General features: G+C 69.1%; 13 protein-coding genes and 2 pseudogenes. 9 read left to right on the top strand and 6 right to left on the bottom strand.

Annotation, left to right across the window (positions count from 1 at the left end; genetic code table 11):
* Positions 1 to 17 precede the first annotated feature (17 nt).
* The gene (locus OG953_RS07720; RefSeq protein ID WP_405683193.1) at positions 18 to 632 is read left to right on the top strand and encodes a hypothetical protein; all 615 of its coding nucleotides are present in this window, start codon (positions 18 to 20) and stop codon (positions 630 to 632) included.
* A gap of 520 nt (positions 633 to 1,152) precedes the next feature.
* Here the strand turns inward: OG953_RS07720 and OG953_RS07715 are convergent.
* Both OG953_RS07715 and OG953_RS07710 read right to left on the bottom strand, forming a co-directional pair.
* The gene (locus tag OG953_RS07715) at positions 1,153 to 1,635 is read right to left on the bottom strand and encodes an RICIN domain-containing protein (protein WP_405683192.1); all 483 of its coding nucleotides are present in this window, start codon (positions 1,633 to 1,635) and stop codon (positions 1,153 to 1,155) included.
* Between the two features lie 87 nt (positions 1,636 to 1,722).
* A complete protein-coding gene (locus OG953_RS07710; protein WP_405683191.1) occupies positions 1,723 to 2,559 on the bottom strand; it encodes an aldo/keto reductase in 837 nt (278 codons plus the stop codon).
* 374 nt (positions 2,560 to 2,933) lie between these two features.
* Between OG953_RS07710 and OG953_RS07705 the strand changes: the two genes are divergently transcribed.
* The 3 genes from OG953_RS07705 to OG953_RS07695 are packed head-to-tail and all read left to right on the top strand — an operon-like array spanning position 2,934 to position 8,041.
* The gene (locus OG953_RS07705) at positions 2,934 to 4,316 is read left to right on the top strand and encodes a carbohydrate-binding protein (protein WP_405683190.1); all 1,383 of its coding nucleotides are present in this window, start codon (positions 2,934 to 2,936) and stop codon (positions 4,314 to 4,316) included.
* Positions 4,317 to 4,325: 9 nt separating this feature from the next.
* Positions 4,326 to 5,966: a glycosyl hydrolase family 8 gene (locus OG953_RS07700; protein WP_405683189.1), complete on the top strand. Its 1,641-nt coding sequence runs from the start codon at positions 4,326 to 4,328 to the stop codon at positions 5,964 to 5,966.
* Positions 5,967 to 5,977: 11 nt separating this feature from the next.
* A complete protein-coding gene (locus tag OG953_RS07695; protein ID WP_405683188.1) occupies positions 5,978 to 8,041 on the top strand; it encodes a PQQ-dependent sugar dehydrogenase in 2,064 nt (687 codons plus the stop codon).
* Between the two features lie 32 nt (positions 8,042 to 8,073).
* Here the strand turns inward: OG953_RS07695 and OG953_RS07690 are convergent, their stop codons facing one another.
* The 4 genes and pseudogenes from OG953_RS07690 to OG953_RS07675 all read right to left on the bottom strand — a co-directional run.
* Positions 8,074 to 9,873 carry an AMP-dependent synthetase/ligase gene (locus OG953_RS07690; RefSeq protein ID WP_405683187.1) on the bottom strand — a complete coding sequence of 600 codons (1,800 nt, stop codon included), beginning with the start codon at positions 9,871 to 9,873 and terminating at the stop codon, positions 8,074 to 8,076.
* A gap of 734 nt (positions 9,874 to 10,607) precedes the next feature.
* Complete coding sequence (fdhD, locus tag OG953_RS07685) at positions 10,608 to 11,456, bottom strand: formate dehydrogenase accessory sulfurtransferase FdhD (RefSeq protein ID WP_405683186.1); 849 nt, start codon at positions 11,454 to 11,456, stop codon at positions 10,608 to 10,610.
* An 11-nt stretch (positions 11,457 to 11,467) separates the two neighbouring features.
* Positions 11,468 to 11,809 (bottom strand): annotated as a pseudogene (locus tag OG953_RS07680) (4Fe-4S dicluster domain-containing protein); the annotation flags it as partial.
* Positions 11,810 to 11,824: 15 nt separating this feature from the next.
* A pseudogene (locus tag OG953_RS07675) lies at positions 11,825 to 12,096 on the bottom strand (ketopantoate reductase family protein); the annotation flags it as partial.
* A 167-nt stretch (positions 12,097 to 12,263) separates the two neighbouring features.
* On the opposite strand from OG953_RS07675, the gene OG953_RS07670 reads away from it, so the two are divergent.
* The 5 genes from OG953_RS07670 to OG953_RS07650 all read left to right on the top strand — a co-directional run bounded on the left by OG953_RS07670 (position 12,264) and on the right by OG953_RS07650 (position 16,971).
* A complete protein-coding gene (locus tag OG953_RS07670) occupies positions 12,264 to 13,214 on the top strand; it encodes a beta-ketoacyl-ACP synthase III (RefSeq protein WP_405683185.1) in 951 nt (316 codons plus the stop codon).
* Between the two features lie 58 nt (positions 13,215 to 13,272).
* Positions 13,273 to 13,950: a GntR family transcriptional regulator gene (locus tag OG953_RS07665; RefSeq protein ID WP_405683184.1), complete on the top strand. Its 678-nt coding sequence runs from the start codon at positions 13,273 to 13,275 to the stop codon at positions 13,948 to 13,950.
* 155 nt (positions 13,951 to 14,105) lie between these two features.
* The gene (locus OG953_RS07660) at positions 14,106 to 14,891 is read left to right on the top strand and encodes a DeoR/GlpR family DNA-binding transcription regulator (protein ID WP_405683183.1); all 786 of its coding nucleotides are present in this window, start codon (positions 14,106 to 14,108) and stop codon (positions 14,889 to 14,891) included.
* Between the two features lie 30 nt (positions 14,892 to 14,921).
* Entirely contained in the window at positions 14,922 to 15,581 is a 660-nt protein-coding gene (locus OG953_RS07655) for an NUDIX domain-containing protein (protein WP_405683182.1), read from the top strand.
* A gap of 208 nt (positions 15,582 to 15,789) precedes the next feature.
* The gene (locus tag OG953_RS07650; RefSeq protein ID WP_405683181.1) at positions 15,790 to 16,971 is read left to right on the top strand and encodes an ROK family protein; all 1,182 of its coding nucleotides are present in this window, start codon (positions 15,790 to 15,792) and stop codon (positions 16,969 to 16,971) included.
* The last annotated feature ends 127 nt before the right edge of the window (positions 16,972 to 17,098 follow it).

The raw sequence follows: 17,098 nt of genomic DNA, 5'->3' as shown, positions 1-17,098 counted from the left end.
GAGACAGGAGAAGTGACATGGTTACGCGTTCCACTGGCGTTACCGCCGCTCTCGCGGCTGCCGCGGCCCTGGCCGCCACCGGCATCACGTACGCCTCGGCTGCCTCCACGGAGCCGGCCCAAGCTGCCCCGGTCGTCCAGCAGCAGGCCGCCGCCCCCGTGTCGGCCCTCAACGGCGGCGAGTCCGGCAACGGCAACGAGGGCAAGGGCAACGAGGGCAAGGGCAACGAGGGCTACGAGAACAAGGGTGGTGGCTACGAGAACAAGGGTGGTGGCCGCGAGAACAAGGGTCACCGGCACTTCGAGGGCCGGATCCACATCAACGAGCGCACCTACACCGCCGAAGGCGGCGGCTGCATCACGGTGGTCAGCGGTCTCGGTTCCAAGACCCTCAACATCCGCAACGACAGCCGCCGGACCGTCGAGGTCTTCCGTGGCGCGACCTGCGACAACGGCGCCCCGCTGGCGACCGTCGGTCCCTGGAGCTCCAGCGACGGCGTCCACCCGGGCCGTGTCCGGGGCGGCGTGAAGGTCCACAACGGAGTCGTGGGCAGCTTCCGAGTGATCGAGCGCCACCACGGTGGCGGCAAGGGCGGCGGCGACTTCGGTGACGACTTCGGCGACGACTACTGAAACCGGTGATCGAGCACCATCACGACGACTGGTGACCGAGCACCACTACAAAGGCCGGTGATCGATTCACCCGCCTGGCATAGAACCCCGGCCCGCCGGAATCGGGCCGGGGTTCCAGTCTGGATACTTCTGCCACGCCATACTAGTGCCCCTCCCGGCAAGCTTTGCCCCGTCGCGCCGCCCAGCACGCACGCTCGCTGCGTTGGCCAAAAGCCCTGGTAGCTCCGCTACAAGGACTTCTGGCCGCCTTGCGATCGCACGCACTGGACGACGCTCCTTCCGGGCAAACATTGCCGGTCACGGCACTAGAGCCGGACGGCGAGGCGCTGCCAGCCCAGCTGGACAGCCGTGCCGTACGTGGCCTTCGAGCCTTTGGCAGGACCCGGCGACCGGGGCGGCAGAACGTGGCGCCGGCGCGGCAGACGCCGCCCACGTCCCGGCCGCCGGGAGCCTGGCCAGGCATGGGGCCGGATTCCTGAGGGCTTTACCGGGCCTGCGATTCGAATCCGAACGAAACGGCTCAGACCATGGGGGTGTCCGGCACCGGCTCCAACCGCCACCACTGGCCGGGGGAGTCGGTGTCCTCCCATTGCTGGACGCGAGCACCGTCCACCGTGCTGCCATCGGCCACCTCGAGGACGAGCCCGCTGATGAAACTGACCAGGGTCACCACCCCCGGCGCCTCCAGGTGCTGCTCGATCAGCCATTCCTGGGCGCCGTAGTTGTTGGCCCGCCACTGCTGGACCACGGCACCGTTCTCGGTGGAGGCATTGGCGACGTCCAGCCGCTTGCCGCTGTGGACATTGACCAGGTGGTACAGGGCGGCGCCCTCGTGCACGGGCGTCAGCTCCCAGTGCTGGGCCGCCGAACCGCTCTCCTCACCCTGCTGCACCGGGGCGCCTGCGCCCTTGGCGGAGCCGTACACCTCCAGCAGCAGCCCGCTGCCCACATTGCGCAGCCGGTAGCGACCCGCTGCGACAACGGGTGCGGTGTCCCCGCTCATGTTCCGGTTCCTTCCTGGGCAGCAGACCGCCGCCCGGCTCGGCAGCCGGGCGGCGGTCTGCGTACTTCAACGGTGCAGCGGCACGGCTCAGGCGCCGAGATTGAACTCGCCCGGATTCGGGCCGAGACGCTTGCCCTCGTCCAGTGCGGCGAACGCGGCCAGGTCGTCGGCGTCCAGCTCGAAGCCGAACACATCGAGGTTCTCCACGATCCGGGACGGCGTCACGGACTTCGGGATCACCACATTGCCGGTCTGGATGTGCCAGCGGAGCACCACCTGGGCCGGCGTGCGGCCATGCTTCTGGGCGATCGCGACGACCGTCGGGACCTCCAGGAGGCCCTTGCCCTGACCAAGCGGCGACCAGGCCTCGGTCGCGATGCCGTGCTTGGCGTGGAAGGCGCGCGACTCGGACTGCTGGAGCTGCGGGTGGAGCTCGATCTGGTTGATCACCGGGACCACGGAGGTCTCGCCGAGCAGGCGCTCCAGGTGCTCGGGCAGGAAGTTCGACACGCCGATGGCCTTCGCGCGGCCCTCGGAGTAGATCTTCTCGAAGGCCTTGTACGTGTCGATGTACGCGTCCTTGGCCGGCGCCGGCCAGTGGATCAGATACAGATCGACGTAGTCCAGACCCAGCTTGTCGAGCGAGGTGTCGAAGGCGCGCAGGGTGGAGTCGTAGCCCTGGTCGGCGTTCCACAGCTTCGTCGTGACGAAGAGCTCCTCGCGGGCGACACCGGAGGCTGCGACGGCCCTGCCCGTGCCCTCTTCGTTCTCGTAGATCGCGGCGGTGTCGATGCTCCGGTACCCGGACTCGATGGCTGTCGCGACCGCCTTCGCGGCCTCGTCGTCCGGCACCTGCCAGACACCGAAACCGAGCTGCGGCATCTCGACGCCGTTGTTGAGCGTGATGGAGGGGACCTTGCTCACGAGCGGTCGATCCTTACGTCGTCGGTTGGGATTCTCATGGTCAACGATCACGGGGCGCGATGCATTCCCTGCCGACCTGACGTTCAGCGACGCCTTACTGCCCCGCCCGGGATCGACGCGACACCGACTCGATATTGCTCCGACCTTATCCGTCCGGGCCATTGACCGAGCCCCGTCAAGGCGGGTGGAACGCCCACTCGGACGCGGGGCGGCGGGGTGATCCCGTCGCCCCGCCGGGCTGCCCGCGGTCCTCTCAACCCACCTGCAGCTTCCGGGATTTGGGCCCGCGCGGGGCATTGACAGAACGAGCCCCAGGGAATCCTATGCAGTGTTGGTTAGGAACCTTTCCTAACGTCGAACCGGAAGGGATCACCGTGCACCCTGCCGCACCCCCACGCCGCATCGTGGCCGTCTTCGCCGGACTCAGCTGTCTGCTTCTGCCCCTGTTCGCCCACCTCCCGAAGGCCTCAGCCGCCACGGCCGCGTACGAGGCCGAGAACGCGAGCCTGTACCGGGCGGCGGTGGCGACGAACCACACCGGATTCACCGGCACCGGCTTCGTCGACTACACCAATGTCGCCGGCGGCTACATCGAGTGGACCGTCGACGCCGACACCGCAGGCTCCACCACCATCGACCTGCGCTACGCCAACGGCACCACCACCAACCGCCCGCTGGACATCTCCGTGAACGGCGTCACCGTTGCCGCGGGCAAGGCGTTCAACGGCACCGGGTCCTGGGACAGCTGGGCCACCGCCCCGGTCGCCGTCACGCTGAAGGCGGGTGCCAACACCGTCCGGGCCACGGCCACCACGGCGAACGGCGGCCCCAACATCGACTCCCTGACCACCGCTACGACGGCAGCGGGCCCCGGTGCGATGGCCGCGGCCCCGTACGAGTACCTCGGCTGGGGGAACCCGCAGAAGCCGACCGATGTGATGGCGGCGACGGGGGTGAAGTGGTTCACGCTGGCCTTCATCCTCTCGGACGGCACCTGCAACCCGAAGTGGGACGGCGACCGGGCACTGACCGGCGGCTCGGATCAGGCCGCCATCAACTCCATCCGGGCGGCCGGCGGCGACATCGTCATCTCGGCGGGTGGCTGGAGCGGCAACAAGCTCGGTGAGAAGTGTTCCAGCGCCGCCGCGCTCGCCGGGGCGTACCAGAAGGTGATCAACGCGTACCACCTGAAGGCGCTGGACATCGACATCGAGGACACCGAGTTCTCCAACGCCACGGTGCGGCAGCGGGTGGTCGACGCCCTGAAGATCGTCAAGACCGACAACCCGGGCATCGTGACGTACGTGACCATGGGGACCACCCCGACCGGCCCCGACGCCAACGGCAAGGACCTCATCAAGCGGGGAGCGGCAGCGGGCCTCGCCAACGACGGCTGGGTGATCATGCCGTTCGACTTCGGCGGGCACACCGGCACCATGGGCTCGGCCACGGTCGGCGCGCTCGACGGACTGAAGGCCGCGGTCAAGAGCGCATACGGGTACAGCGACGACGCCGCCTACCGGCACATCGGGGTCTCCTCGATGAACGGGAAGACCGACGAATCGGACGAGACCGTCACCACCACCGACTTCAGAACGATCCTCGGCTACGCGCAGCAGCACCACATCGCGCGCTTCGCCTTCTGGTCCGTCAACCGGGACCGCGCCTGCGGCTCCGGCAACGACGCGGACGCCTGCAGCGGGGTTTCCCAGTCCCCGTACGACTTCACCAAGATCGTCGTCCAGTACAAGGGCTGAGGAGATCCGATGCGTACCACCACGAGAATGCGAATCCTCGGCGGGACGGCCCTCGCCGCCGCCGGACTGCTGCTGCCCCTGCCCGCTGCGCCGCCCGCGGCCGCCGCGGCCACCCGTTACGAGGCGGAGGGCGCGACGCTCTCCCAGGCGGCCGTGGCGACGAATCACACCGGCTACTCCGGCACCGGATTCGTCGACTACACCAACGTCGCCGGCTCGTCGGTGGAGTTCACGGTGAACGCCACCGCGGGCAGCACCTCGCTCGCCATCCGCTACGCCAACGGTACGACCGCCAACCGCCCGATGGACATCAGCGTCAACGGCACGGTCGTCGCCCCCGGGGCAGCCTTCGACGGGACCGGCTCCTGGGACACCTGGGCGACGAAGACCATCACCGCCCAGCTCGTCGCCGGAACCAACACGATCCGGGCCACCGCGACCACGGCGAACGGCGGCCCCAACCTCGACTACCTGGACAGCCAAGCCCCCGCCGCCGGTGGTCCCGCAGTGCCCTTCGGCAGCCACCGATTCCCGTACGCCGCAGGGACGCTGAAGCCGTCCGGCTCACAGTCCGCGCTCGACCAGGCCGTGATCAAGACGTACAACGCCTGGAAGTCCGCGTTCGTCAGGAAGAACTGCGGCAACGGCTGGTACGAGGTCATCTCGCCGGACGCCGACCACCCCTACGTCGCCGAGGCCCAGGGCTACGGCATGGTCGTCACCGCGACGATGGCAGGAGCCGACCCGGAGGCGAAGACGGTCTTCGACGGCATGGTGAAGTACATGCTCGCGCACCCCTCGGTCAACAACGCCAACCTTCTCGCCGCCGAGCAGGACACCTCCTGCAAGAGCGTCGACGGCTCCGACTCGGCGACGGACGGGGACCTCGACGTCGCCTACGGGCTGCTCCTCGCCGACAAGCAGTGGGGATCCACGGGCACGTACAACTACAAGGATCTCGCGGTCAAGCACATCAACGCCATCAAGAAGAGCGAGGTCAACCCGACCACCCACCTCATGCTGCTCGGTGACTGGTCGGACTCCGGCGAGTCCCACTACTGGATGACCCGCTCCTCGGACTGGCTGATCGACCACTTCCGCGCCTTCAGGACGGCTACGGGCGACAGCACCTGGGACACCGTGCGCACGGCCCATCAGAATCTGATCAGCACTCAGCAGTCCAAGTACGCTGCGAACACCGGCCTGTTGGCGGACTTCGTGGTCAACACGAACACCACGCCCGAGCCCGCTGCAGGTGAGGTGCTCGAAGGACCCAACGACGGCGACTACTCCTGGAACGCCTGCCGCGACCCGTGGCGCATCGGCGCGGACGCCGTCACCAGCGGGGACGCGGCCTCGCTCGCCTCGGCGCGCAAGCTCAACTCCTGGATCAAGTCCAGGACTGGCGGCGACCCGAACAGGATCGTCACCGGCTACCACCTGAACGGCACGGCGTTCGACAGCGGCGACGACATGGCATTCACCGCCCCGTTCGTCGTGACCGCGCTGACCGACCCCGGCTCCCAGGCCTGGCTCGACGCGCTCTGGAACAAGCTCGCCTCCACCTCGATCGACCCACAGCTCTACTACGGCGGGAGCGTCCAGCTGCAGTCGATGATCGTCGCGTCCGGCAACTACTGGGTTCCCTGACGGAGGTTCAGATGAAGGTCAGCACACTCACCACGTTACGAGGAAGAGTGGCCGCGCTCGCGGTCATGCTGCTCTGTACCGCCCTGGTGCAGGCGGTGCCGCAATCCGCCTCCGCGGCGGCCACCCGGTACGAGGCGGAGTCCGCGACGATCGTCCTGGGCGCCGCCGAGTCCAATCACTCCGGATACTCCGGGACAGGCTTCGTGAACGGCGACAATGTCGTCGGCAGCTATGTGGAGTTCACTGTCACCGCGGCCTCTGCCGGGACCGGTCAGATCGCCGTCCGGTACTCCAACGGCACGACGGCCGGCCGGCCGGCGGACATCGCCGTGGGCGGCACGGTCGTCTCGGCCGCCCGTGCCTTCAACGCCACCGCCGACTGGAACACCTGGGCCACCTCCACCCTGACCACCCCGGTCAAGGCAGGCAGCAACAAGATCCGGCTGACGTCCACGACGGCCAACGGGCTGCCCAACCTCGACTACATCGACTTCACGGTCACCTCATCGGACACGCAAGCACCCACCGCACCCGGCCGGCCCAGCTGCTCGGCGATTTCCGAGGACAGCTTCACGCTGAACTGGGACGCCGCCACCGACAACGTGGGCGTCGCCGCGTACGACATCTACGAACACGGCAACAAGTTCGCGGAGGCGGCAGGCACCGTCACGACGAAGAACCTGACCGGGCTCACCCCCAGTACCACGTACAACATCACATTGTTCGCCCGTGACGCGGCCGGCAATGTTTCGTCGGTCAGCCCGATCGTGGACTGCACCACGCTGCCCAGCTCCGACACCACCGCGCCCTCGGCACCCGGCACCCTGTCCAGCTCGGGCCTCACCGCGAACAGCGTTGTCCTGAACTGGGGCGCGTCGACGGACAACGAGGCCGTCACCGCCTACGAGGTACGCAGTGGCAGCACCGTCTACAAGACCGTGACCGGCACCCCGCCGGCCACCACGACCACCCTCACCGGGCTCGCCTGCGCCAGCCCGTACAGCCTGGACGTCGTTGCCAAGGACGCCGGGGGCAACATCTCGGCGGCGAGCAACACGGTCACCTTCACCACCCCGGCCTGCGCCACCGACGGCGGCGTACCGTCGGGCATCGCCACCGTCTCCACCGGCTGGTCCATCCCCTGGGGCACCTACTGGATGCCCGACGGCAAGACCGCGCTGGTGACCGAAAGGGACAGCTTCAAGGTCTTCAAGGTCACTTCCGGCGGCACCAGGACCCAGGTCGGTGCCGTGCCGGGCGCCGTCACGACCAACGGTGAGGGCGGCCTGCTCGGTGTCGCCGTCGACCCCAAGTGGTCCACCAATCACTACGTGTACTTCATGCACACCGCGTCCGAGGGCAACCGCGTCGCCCGCATGACATACGACGGCACCTCGCTCGGCGGATACACGGTCCTGCTCCAGGGCATCAAGAAGAGCAGGTACCACAACGGCGGACGGCTCGCCTTCGGCCCCGACGGCTACCTGTACGCGTCGACCGGCGAGGCCCAGACCCCCGACCTCGCGCAGGACAAGAACTCGCTCAACGGCAAGATCCTCCGGATGACCACGGACGGCAAGGCCGCCCCGGGCAACCCGTTCGGCAACTACGTCTACAGCTACGGCCACCGAAACCCGCAGGGCCTCGCCTTCGACGACAGAGGACGCCTGTGGGAGGCGGAGTTCGGCGACAGCAAGAAGGACGAGCTCAACCTCATCAAGCCCGGCAAGAACTACGGCTGGCCCGTCTGTGAGGGCAGCTGCTCCACCGCCGGCATGACCAACCCGAAGAAGACCTGGAACGTCTCCGAGGCCTCGCCCAGCGGGATCGCCATCGTCCGCAATGTCATCTACATGGCCGCGCTGAAGGGCGAACGGCTGTGGCGAGTACCGATCACCGGTGACACCGAGAACCTCGGCACGCCGACCGCGTACTACGTCGGTACGTACGGCCGGCTGCGCACGGTCACCAAGGTGCCCGGCCAGGACCAGCTCTGGCTCTCCACCACCAACTGCGACAACAACGGGGGCGAACCGGACGGTGCGGACAAGCTGTTCCGCATCTCGATCACCTAGCAGGCGCTCAACCGCTGAGGCACGGCCGTGCCTCAGCGGTACAGCGCTTCGACCTCCGCCGCGTACGCCGTCTCGATCGCCTTGCGCTTCAGCTTCAGAGACGGGGTGAGCAGACCGTGCTCCTCGCTGAACGGATGCGCCAGAATCCGGAACGTACGGATCGACTCGGCCTGCGACACCGCTGTGTTGGCGGCCACCACCGCGCGCCGGACCTCCATCTCCAGGTCCGGATCCCGCACCAGATCCTCCGGCCTCATGGGCGGGCGCCCCTGCATGGCGAGCCAGTGGTCCACCGACTCCTGGTCGACCGTGACCAGGGCTGCGATGTACGGCCGGTCGTTGCCGACCACGATGCACTGTGCGACCAGCGGGTGTGCCCGCACCCGTTCCTCCAGACCGGCCGGCGACACACTCTTGCCGCCCGACGTCACCAGGATCTCCTTCTTCCGCCCGGTGATCGTCAGATAGCCGTCCTCGTCGAGCGCCCCCAGATCCCCGGTGGCCAGCCAGCCGTCGCGCAGTATGGCGTCGGTGGCCTTCGGGTCGCCGAGATAGCCCGCGAACACATTGCCGCCGTGCACCCACACCTCGCCGTCCTCGGCGATGTGCACGGTGGTGCCGGGGATCGGCTGCCCGACCGTGCCGTACCGGGTGCGCTCCGGCGGATTGGCGGTGGCCGCCGCGGTCGACTCGGTCAGCCCGTACCCCTCGTACACCGTGACGCCGGCGCCTTCGAAGAACAGTCCGAGCTGCCGCTCCATCCCCGAACCGCCGGACATGGCGTGCCGGAGCCGGCCGCCCATCGCCTCGCGCACCTTCTTGTACACGACCTTGTCGAAGAACTGGTGCTGCATCCGCAGCCCGGCGGACGGCCCGGGGCCGGTCCCGAACGCCCGCGCCTCCGACGCCTCGGCGTACCTCACCGCGATGTCCGCGGCCTTGTCGAACGGCCCGACCCGGCCCTCCGCCTCGGCCTTGCGCCGGGCAGCGTTGAAGACCTTCTCGAAGATGTGCGGCACCGCCAGGATGAACGTCGGCCGGAACGACACAAGGTCCGGCATCAGGGCCTTCGCCGACAACTCCGGCTGATGGCCCAGCTTCACCCGGCCGCGGACCGCGGCGAGCTCCACCATCCTGCCGAAGACATGTGCCACGGGCAGGAAGAGCAGGGTCGCCGCCTCGTCGCCCGGCTTGGAGTGGAAGACCGACTCCCAGCGGGCGGCCATGGTGTCCGTCTCGAACATGAAGTTGGCATGCGTGATCACGCAGCCCTTGGGGCGTCCCGTCGTGCCCGAGGTGTAGATGATGGTCGCCACCGACTCGGGCGTCACCGCGCGCCGGTGGCGGTGCACCACCTCGTCCTCGACACGGGCGCCCGCGTCGACGAGCTCGGTCACCGCGTCGGCGTCCAACTGCCAGAGCCGCTTGAGCTGCGGCAGCCGGTCGATCACCGACGCGACCGTCATCGCATGGTCCTCGTGCTCGACCACGATGGCGGACACATCGGCGTCGTGCAGCATCCAGAGGACCTGTTCGGCCGAGGACGTCGGATAGACCGGTACGGACCGGGCGCCGACCGTCCACAGCGCGAAGTCGAGGAGCGTCCACTCGTAGCGCGTACGCGACATCAGGGCCACCCGGTCGCCGAATCTGACGCCGTGCGCGATCAGCCCCTTGGCGAGCGCCAGCACCTCGTCGCGGAACGTTGCCGCAGTGACATCCTGCCAGCGTCCGCTCGCGTCTTTTCGGCCGAGCGCGACCCGGTGCGGATCTTCCTCGGCGTAGTCGAACACCACATCGGCCAGCCCGCCTACGAGGGGCGCGGCCGCCATGGGGGGGACAGTGAACTCGCGCAATGACCTGCTCCTTGTGGCGCTCCGCACAGCGCCGTGACGCTACCCCACCGGGCGGCGCGGCGGGAGGGTCCCGTAACGGCGGACAACGTGGCATATGCACAGGTCAGCCACCGAAATCCGGCCAGATGGGCAAGGCTCGGGCGCGGCTGGGACCGCGGAGTAAGCGGCCGGCGCCGGAATCTCCACCGAATCTGTACGCCGCTGTCACTTCCGTTTCGAGCGGGTACGAGGGCGTTGGTCCGCAGACGGGCCCAGGGACGGGCCCGCACATGCCCGACCCGGCCGGGCCGGGCGCGGAACTGCGGCTGCCGTCCATTCCCCCCCCGTACAGGCGTGCGGTCATGCGCCGTCCCGGCCACTGATCGAACCGATTGTGCCGACACCGCGGATCAGCCGGTCGCCGCCCGCCAGGATCGCCGCCGCCAGGGCGTCCCGATCCAGTCGTCGATCGCCTTCACCTCGATCGCCCGCGGCAATGTGCCCGCGGCGATCTGTGCGGGCAGATGCAGCTGATGGTCTGCGCGGTGATCGCCAAGCGCCGCTCGCGCGATCCGCAGGAGGAGAACCGGGAGAACAGTGCGGTGTCACGGCAGCCCGTCACGGCGAGCTGAAGGTGCCCCCGGAGCCCCGCCCGGGTGCGACCGGCCGACGCAGGGGCGCTCCCCGCCGGCCGGATCCCTGCCCCGAGCGGACGGGCGGGGCGCCTGAGCTCAGCCCTGGCCGACCGTCGCCTCCAGGGCAATGCGGTGCTCACCCGCGTACACGTTCATGGAAGGACCCCGCAGAAAGCCGACCAGGGTCAGTCCGGTCTCGGCCGCCAGATCGACTGCGAGGGACGACGGTGCCGAGACCGCCGCGAGCATCGGGATCCCGGCCATCACCGCCTTCTGGGCCAGCTCGAACGAGGCCCGCCCCGACACCAGCAGAATCGCCCGGGACAGCGGCAGCCGGTGGTCGGTCAGAGCCCGGCCGACCAGCTTGTCGACCGCGTTGTGCCGGCCGACGTCCTCCCGGACGTCGAGCAGCTCACCCGTCTCGGAGAACAGCGCCGCCGCGTGCAGACCCCCGGTCCGGTCGAAGACCCGCTGCGCGGCGCGCAGCCGGTCGGGGAGGGCGGCGAGCAGGGCGGGCTCGACCCGGACGGGGGGAGCGTCGGCGATCGGATGCCGGGTGGTGGTGCGCACCGCGTCGAGGCTCGCCTTGCCGCACAGTCCGCAGGACGACGTGGTGTACACATTGCGTTCGAGTGTGATGTCGGGGACCGGGACGCCGGGGGCGAGCTTCACATCCACGACGTTGTACGTGTTGACGCCGTCCGCCGTGGCCCCGGCGCAGTAGACGATTCCCTGCACCTCGGAGCCGTCACCGATCACGCCCTCGCTCACCAGGAAGCCCGCCGCCAGGGCGAAGTCGTCGCCCGGTGTGCGCATCGTGATGGCGAGCGGCTTGCCGTTCAGCCGGATCTCCAGGGGCTCCTCGGCGACGAGCGTGTCGGGGCGCGTGGATACGGCCCCGTCCCGGATACGGATGGTGCGGCGGCTCTCGGTGACCCGTCCCATAGCGGTTGAATCCGATTCTGTACGTGTTGGAAGCCGAACCGGCCCTTGATGCAGGGGTTGCCGTGGGTCACCGGATTGTCGTGCGGAGAGGTGACCTCGACGAGCTCATTGTCCTGCACATGGAGTGTGACATTGCAGCCGACACCGCAGTACGCACAGATGGTGGTCTCCGTCCGGGCCTGTTCGTCCCAGGTCCCGGCCGCCCGCCTATCGAATTCGGTCTTGAAGGAGAGCGCCCCGGTGGGGCACACCACGATGCAGTCGCCGCAGTGGACACAGGCCGAATCGGTGAGCGGTGCGTCATGCTCGGTGGAGATACGGGCGTCGAAGCCGCGGCCCGCGACGTCGACGCTATTGATGCGGCGTCCCTGGACCAACGGGCCCGACGCCGTACAGGAGTTGGCCTTGAGCCCGAGAACGCATAGTCGACGGGCCCGACCTCCGACGGATCGTCGGTGGCCGAGGGGCGCGCGGTGATGTCTCCGCGAGGGCTGGGGACGCGGACGCCGTCACGGCGCATCGCGGTCGGATGCGGGCCGCGGGCGATGAGGCGGACCCCGGCGCCGATGCGATGGAGCGCGGCCCCGACATGGGCGCCGATGGCACCGGCGCCGACAACTGCGACTTGCGACTTTCGCAGTGCCCTGTCGACAGAACATTGTCTACAGTATGCCTTCTGTCTGGGTAGGGCTGTTGCCAAGCCTCCAATGAGCGGGTGGTAATCCTGTGGGATCACGTGCCCCCGTACCAGGCAGTAGCGACCAAGACTGGATGGTTCCTGCCATACGTAGCGAGGGGATCTTGTACATGACCGGCTCACGTGTCGTGGCGCTCGGCCACTATCAGCCCGCCAAGGTACTCACCAACGACGATCTGGCGGCCATGGTCGACACCAGTGACGAGTGGATCACCAGTCGCGTCGGCATCAAGACCCGCCATGTCGGAGGCCCTGACGAGCCGGTGGACGAGATGGCCGCGCATGCGGGAGCCAAGGCGCTCGCCGCGGCGGGGCTGCAGCCCGTCGAAGTCGATCTGGTTCTTGTCGCGACCTCCACCGCGATCGACCGTTCACCGAGCATGTCGGCCCGGGTCGCCGCCCGGCTCGGCATGGGCTCGCCCGCGGTGATGGACATCAACGTCGTCTGCTCCGGTTTCACGCACGCCCTCGCCACCGCCGACCACGCGATCAGGGCGGGCGCGGCCGAGCGCGTCCTCGTCATCGGCGCCGACAAGATGGCGGACATCGCGGACTGGACCGACCGCAGCACCTGTGTCCTGCTCGGCGACGGAGCCGGTGCGGCGGTCGTCGTCGCGGACCCGGGCAGCGGTGACCGGCCCGGGATCGGCCCCGTGCTGTGGGGTTCGGTGCCGGAGATGGGGAACGCGGTACGGATCGAGGGGACGCCCCCGCGGTTCGCGCAGGAGGGGCAGTCCGTATACCGCTGGGCCACCACACAGCTGCCGCCCATCGCCCGCAAGGTGTGCGAAAAGGCCGGTGTCGCCCCCGAGGATCTGGCCGCGGTGGTACTGCATCAGGCCAATCTGAGGATCATCGAACCGGTCGCCAGGAAGATCGGTGCGGTCAACGCGATCATCGCCCGGGATGTCGTGAATTCCGGCAATACGTCCGCTGCGTCCATCCCGATGGCCCTGTCCAAGCTGGTGGAGCGCGGTGAGGTCCACAGCGGCGCGCCGGTGCTGCTTTTCGGCTTCGGCGGGAATCTCTCGTACGCGGGTCAGGTGATCCGCTGTCCCTGAGGGGCGTCGTGAGACTGTAGACGATAAGCAATTGCTCATCGCCCGGAGGGGGACCGCGATGTTGTCCACAGGACTGCCGCAAGGGGCTGTGCCGAAGCTGGAACGGCCCGGTCCGCTACGCGAGCGCGTGTACGAGGCGCTGCTCGAGCTCATAACGACGCGTGCGCTCCGTCCCGGCCGGCATCTGGTCGAGAGCGAGCTGGCCGGCCGGCTCGGAGTGTCCAGGCAGCCGGTGCGGGAGGCGTTGCAGCGGCTGAACACCGAGGGCTGGGTCGATCTGCGGCCCGCCCAGGGTGCGTTCGTCCATGAGCCCACTGAGGACGAGGCGGACCAGCTGCTCTCGGTCCGCACCCTCCTGGAGGCCGAGGCCGCTCGTCTTGCGGCGGCCAACTCCGGCACGGCCGGGATCGCCGCCCTGGAGGAGCTGTGCGCCGAGGGCGAGCAGGCCGTCGCCGACGACGACGTGGACCTGGCGGTTGCCACCAACGCGGCGTTCCATGCCAAGGTCATGGAGCTGGCGGGCAATGTCGTCCTCTCCGAACTCGCCGGGCAGGTGGACCGCCGGGTGCGCTGGCACTACACCCCGCTGGCCCGCCGGCGCGGCACCCGGTCCTGGATCGAGCACCGCTCGCTCATCGCGGCGATCTCCTCGCGCGACGAGCAACGGGCCACGGAGATCATGCGGGCGCACACGGAACACACGCGCAAGACGTACCACCAGCGCGAAGAGAGCTAGCGCGCGGCCGGACAGGTCGAACGGCGTCGTGAGGGAAGGGCCCGGGCTTTGAGCCCCGGCCCTTTTCCGCGTTCCGCGCCGCCCTGGTTCCTGGCGCCGCCCGGTTTTCTCACACTCGGATGTTCAATCGAACATCGATGTGTTAGAAATGGGTCATGGGTGTCGCCAATCGTCTGGACCTGACCCTGCGATTGGTGCAGGGCTCCGACCGGGTTTCCGTGTCGGAGCTCTCCCATCGCCTGGGGGTCTCCGAAATGACCGTCCGCCGGGATCTCGACGCACTGGAGCGGCAGGGGCTGGTGCGCAGGGTGCACGGCGGTGCGGTCGCCACGCGTGCACGGGAGGAGGGTGCGGGCTTCTCCGCCCGCGAGCCGTGGCAGGCCGCGACGAAGGACCGGCTCGGTGCGGCCGTGGCCGCGATGGTGGAGCCGGGATCGCGGGTGCTTCTCGACGCGGGCACCACCACCGTGCACGTCGCGGAGCACCTGGCCGAACGGGCGCCCCTGACGGTGGCGGTGGTCAGTCTTCAGGCCGCGGTCCGCCTGGCGGACCGGCCCGGGATCGAGCTGCTGATCGTCGGCGGCCGGTCCCGCCCCGGCGAACAGTCGCTGGTCGGCCCGCTGGCCCTGCGCACCATCGAGGCGCTGGCCTTCGACTGCTTCGTACTGTCCATCGGTGGTGTGCACGCCGAGTACGGCTGGTCGGAGTTCTCGCTGGACGACGCGGCCGTCAAGCAGGCCGCGCTCGCGCAATCGGACCGGACCGTCGCCGTTGCCGACGCGACCAAACTCGGGGTGCGCGCCTTCAGTCAGGTCGCCGCCGTGGGCGCGGTGGACGTGTTCGTCACCGACAGCGCGGCACAGGACGCCGCCACCCACCCCAACGGCCCGCTGACGCTGTCCGCCCTGCGTGATGCGGGCGTCCACACCGTCCTGGCCTGAGAACCGGATCCACCGCGAGGAGCGCACATCATGACCGCAGGCCTGGACACCCCCGACCGCCGCGGACGCACCGGTCTGGACCGGCACGGCCGCGACCTGACCGGCAATCCGCGGGTGCGCATCAGTGATGTGGAGGTGCTGTCCTGCGACTGGTATGTCCTGCGCAGGACGACCTTCGACTACCAGCACAGCGACGGCCATTGGAGCCGGGAACAGCGCGAGACCTACGACCGGGGCGACGGAGCCACGATTCTGCTCTACCACCCCGGTCGCCGCACCGTTCTGCTGACCCGTCAGTTCCGGCTGCCCGCCTACGTCAACGGGCACCACGACGGGATGCTGATCGAGACCGCCGCCGGGCTGCTCGACGGCGACAGCCCCGAGGAAGCCATCCGCAGGGAAGCGGCCGAGGAGACCGGACACCTCGTCGGCGCTCCCGAGCGCGTCTTCGACGTCTACATGAGCCCCGGCTCGGTCACCGAACGCCTGCACTTCTTCGCCGCCCCCTACCGTTCGACGGCAGCCACCGCCGGCGCGCACGGGATCGCGGCCGAGGGCGAGGACATCGAGACCGTGGAACTCCCCTTCGAGGAGGCTCTCTCCATGGTCCGCAGCGGGGCCATCGCCGACGCCAAGACCATCATGCTGCTCCAATGGGCGGCCCTGGACGGCCCGTTCCGGCACCGCTGACTTCCGACCGACCCGCCCCGGTGCACGCCCCGAACATCACCCGCGCCGGTGGCCGGACCATGACCCGGCCGAACGGCTTTGTCCTCGGTGTGGAGAAAGTTGTAGCGGATTCCTGCGCAACTTCTTCCCACTCCCGGCAACCGCTGCTACGTTCCCCTCGAAAGCCCGACGGACAGGCCGATGTGGCGGGGAGGGGCGTGTGAGACGTATGACGGCACGACCCGCGAATGCGCATCAGGCGCGACTGCTCCGGCTGTTGCGCGACGGCGGGCCCAACTCACGGGCACAGCTGGGGGACCAGGTCGATCTCTCCCGCTCCAAGCTCGCCGTCGAGGTCGACAGACTGCTGGAGACCGGACTCGTCGTGGCCGATGGACTCGCCGCATCCCGCGGAGGACGTCGCTCGCACAACATCCGGCTCGCCCCGCAGCTACGCTTCCTCGGCGTCGACATCGGTGCCACATCCGTCGATGTGGCCGTCACCAACGCCGAGTTGGAGGTCCTGGGTCACCTCAACCACCCCATGGACGTACGCGAAGGACCCGTCGCCATCTTCGAGCAGGTGCTGTCCATGGCGGCCAAGCTCCGGGCCTCCGGGCTCGCCGAAGGATTCGACGGCGCGGGCATCGGCGTACCCGGACCGGTCCGCTTCCCCGAAGGTGTACCGGTCGCACCGCCGATCATGCCCGGCTGGGACGGTTTCCCGGTCCGCGAGGCGCTCAGCCAGGAAATGGGCTGCCCCGTCATGGTCGACAACGATGTGAACCTGATGGCGATGGGGGAGCAGCACGCGGGCGTCGCGCGCTCCGTGGGCGACTTCCTCTGCGTCAAGATCGGTACGGGTATCGGCTGCGGCATCGTCGTCGGCGGCGAGGTCCACCGCGGTACGACGGGCAGCGCCGGAGACATCGGCCACATCCAGGTCGAACCCGAAGGACGCGCCTGCGCCTGCGGCAACCGGGGCTGCCTGGAAGCCCACTTCAGCGGTGCCGCGCTCGCCCGCGACGCCGAGGACGCGGCGCGCGCCGGGCAGTCGGCGGAACTCTCGGGCCGGCTGGAGGCGGCCGGAAAGCTCACCGCCGCCGATGTGGCCGCCGCCGCGGCCGCCGGTGACGCGACCTCGCTCGACCTGATCCGCGAAGGCGGCAACCGGGTCGGCCAGGTCATCGCGGGACTCGTCAGCTTCTTCAATCCCGGACTGGTGGTGATCGGCGGCGGTGTGACCGGCCTCGGCCACACGCTCCTCGCCAGCGTCCGGACCCAGGTCTACCGGCAGTCGCTGCCGCTGGCCACCGGCAATCTTCCCATCGTGCTGGGCGAGTTGGGACCGGCCGCCGGAGTGATCGGCGCCGCCCGCCTCATCAGCGACCACCTGTTCTCACCGGCCTGACCCTCGGGCCGGCAGCACGGCACGGACCGGAAACACCCGCACCACCGCATCTGGTACAGCCCTGCCCGCTCACCGGCCTTCCCCCAAGCTCTCGGCTGCGCTCGAGCAGGGGAGACCCCACTCGCCG

The sequence above is a fragment of the Streptomyces sp. NBC_00057 genome (assembly GCF_045041165.1).
In the GTDB taxonomy this organism is placed as follows: Bacteria; Actinomycetota; Actinomycetes; order Streptomycetales; family Streptomycetaceae; genus Streptomyces.
This window is presented reverse-complemented; position numbering and strand designations above follow the sequence as displayed.

Bases quoted from the DNA above. Each gene is read 5' to 3' on its own strand.
- OG953_RS07720 (WP_405683193.1), top strand. From the start codon at position 18: ATGGTTACGCGTTCCACTGGCGTTACCGCCGCTCTCGCGGCTGCCGCG.
- OG953_RS07715 (WP_405683192.1), bottom strand. From the start codon at position 1,635: ATGAGCGGGGACACCGCACCCGTTGTCGCAGCGGGTCGCTACCGGCTG.
- OG953_RS07700 (WP_405683189.1), top strand. From the start codon at position 4,326: ATGCGTACCACCACGAGAATGCGAATCCTCGGCGGGACGGCCCTCGCC.
- OG953_RS07695 (WP_405683188.1), top strand. From the start codon at position 5,978: ATGAAGGTCAGCACACTCACCACGTTACGAGGAAGAGTGGCCGCGCTC.
- OG953_RS07690 (WP_405683187.1), bottom strand. From the start codon at position 9,873: ATGGCGGCCGCGCCCCTCGTAGGCGGGCTGGCCGATGTGGTGTTCGAC.
- fdhD (WP_405683186.1), bottom strand. From the start codon at position 11,456: ATGGGACGGGTCACCGAGAGCCGCCGCACCATCCGTATCCGGGACGGG.
- OG953_RS07670 (WP_405683185.1), top strand. From the start codon at position 12,264: ATGACCGGCTCACGTGTCGTGGCGCTCGGCCACTATCAGCCCGCCAAG.
- OG953_RS07665 (WP_405683184.1), top strand. From the start codon at position 13,273: ATGTTGTCCACAGGACTGCCGCAAGGGGCTGTGCCGAAGCTGGAACGG.
- OG953_RS07660 (WP_405683183.1), top strand. From the start codon at position 14,106: ATGGGTGTCGCCAATCGTCTGGACCTGACCCTGCGATTGGTGCAGGGC.
- OG953_RS07655 (WP_405683182.1), top strand. From the start codon at position 14,922: ATGACCGCAGGCCTGGACACCCCCGACCGCCGCGGACGCACCGGTCTG.
- OG953_RS07650 (WP_405683181.1), top strand. From the start codon at position 15,790: ATGACGGCACGACCCGCGAATGCGCATCAGGCGCGACTGCTCCGGCTG.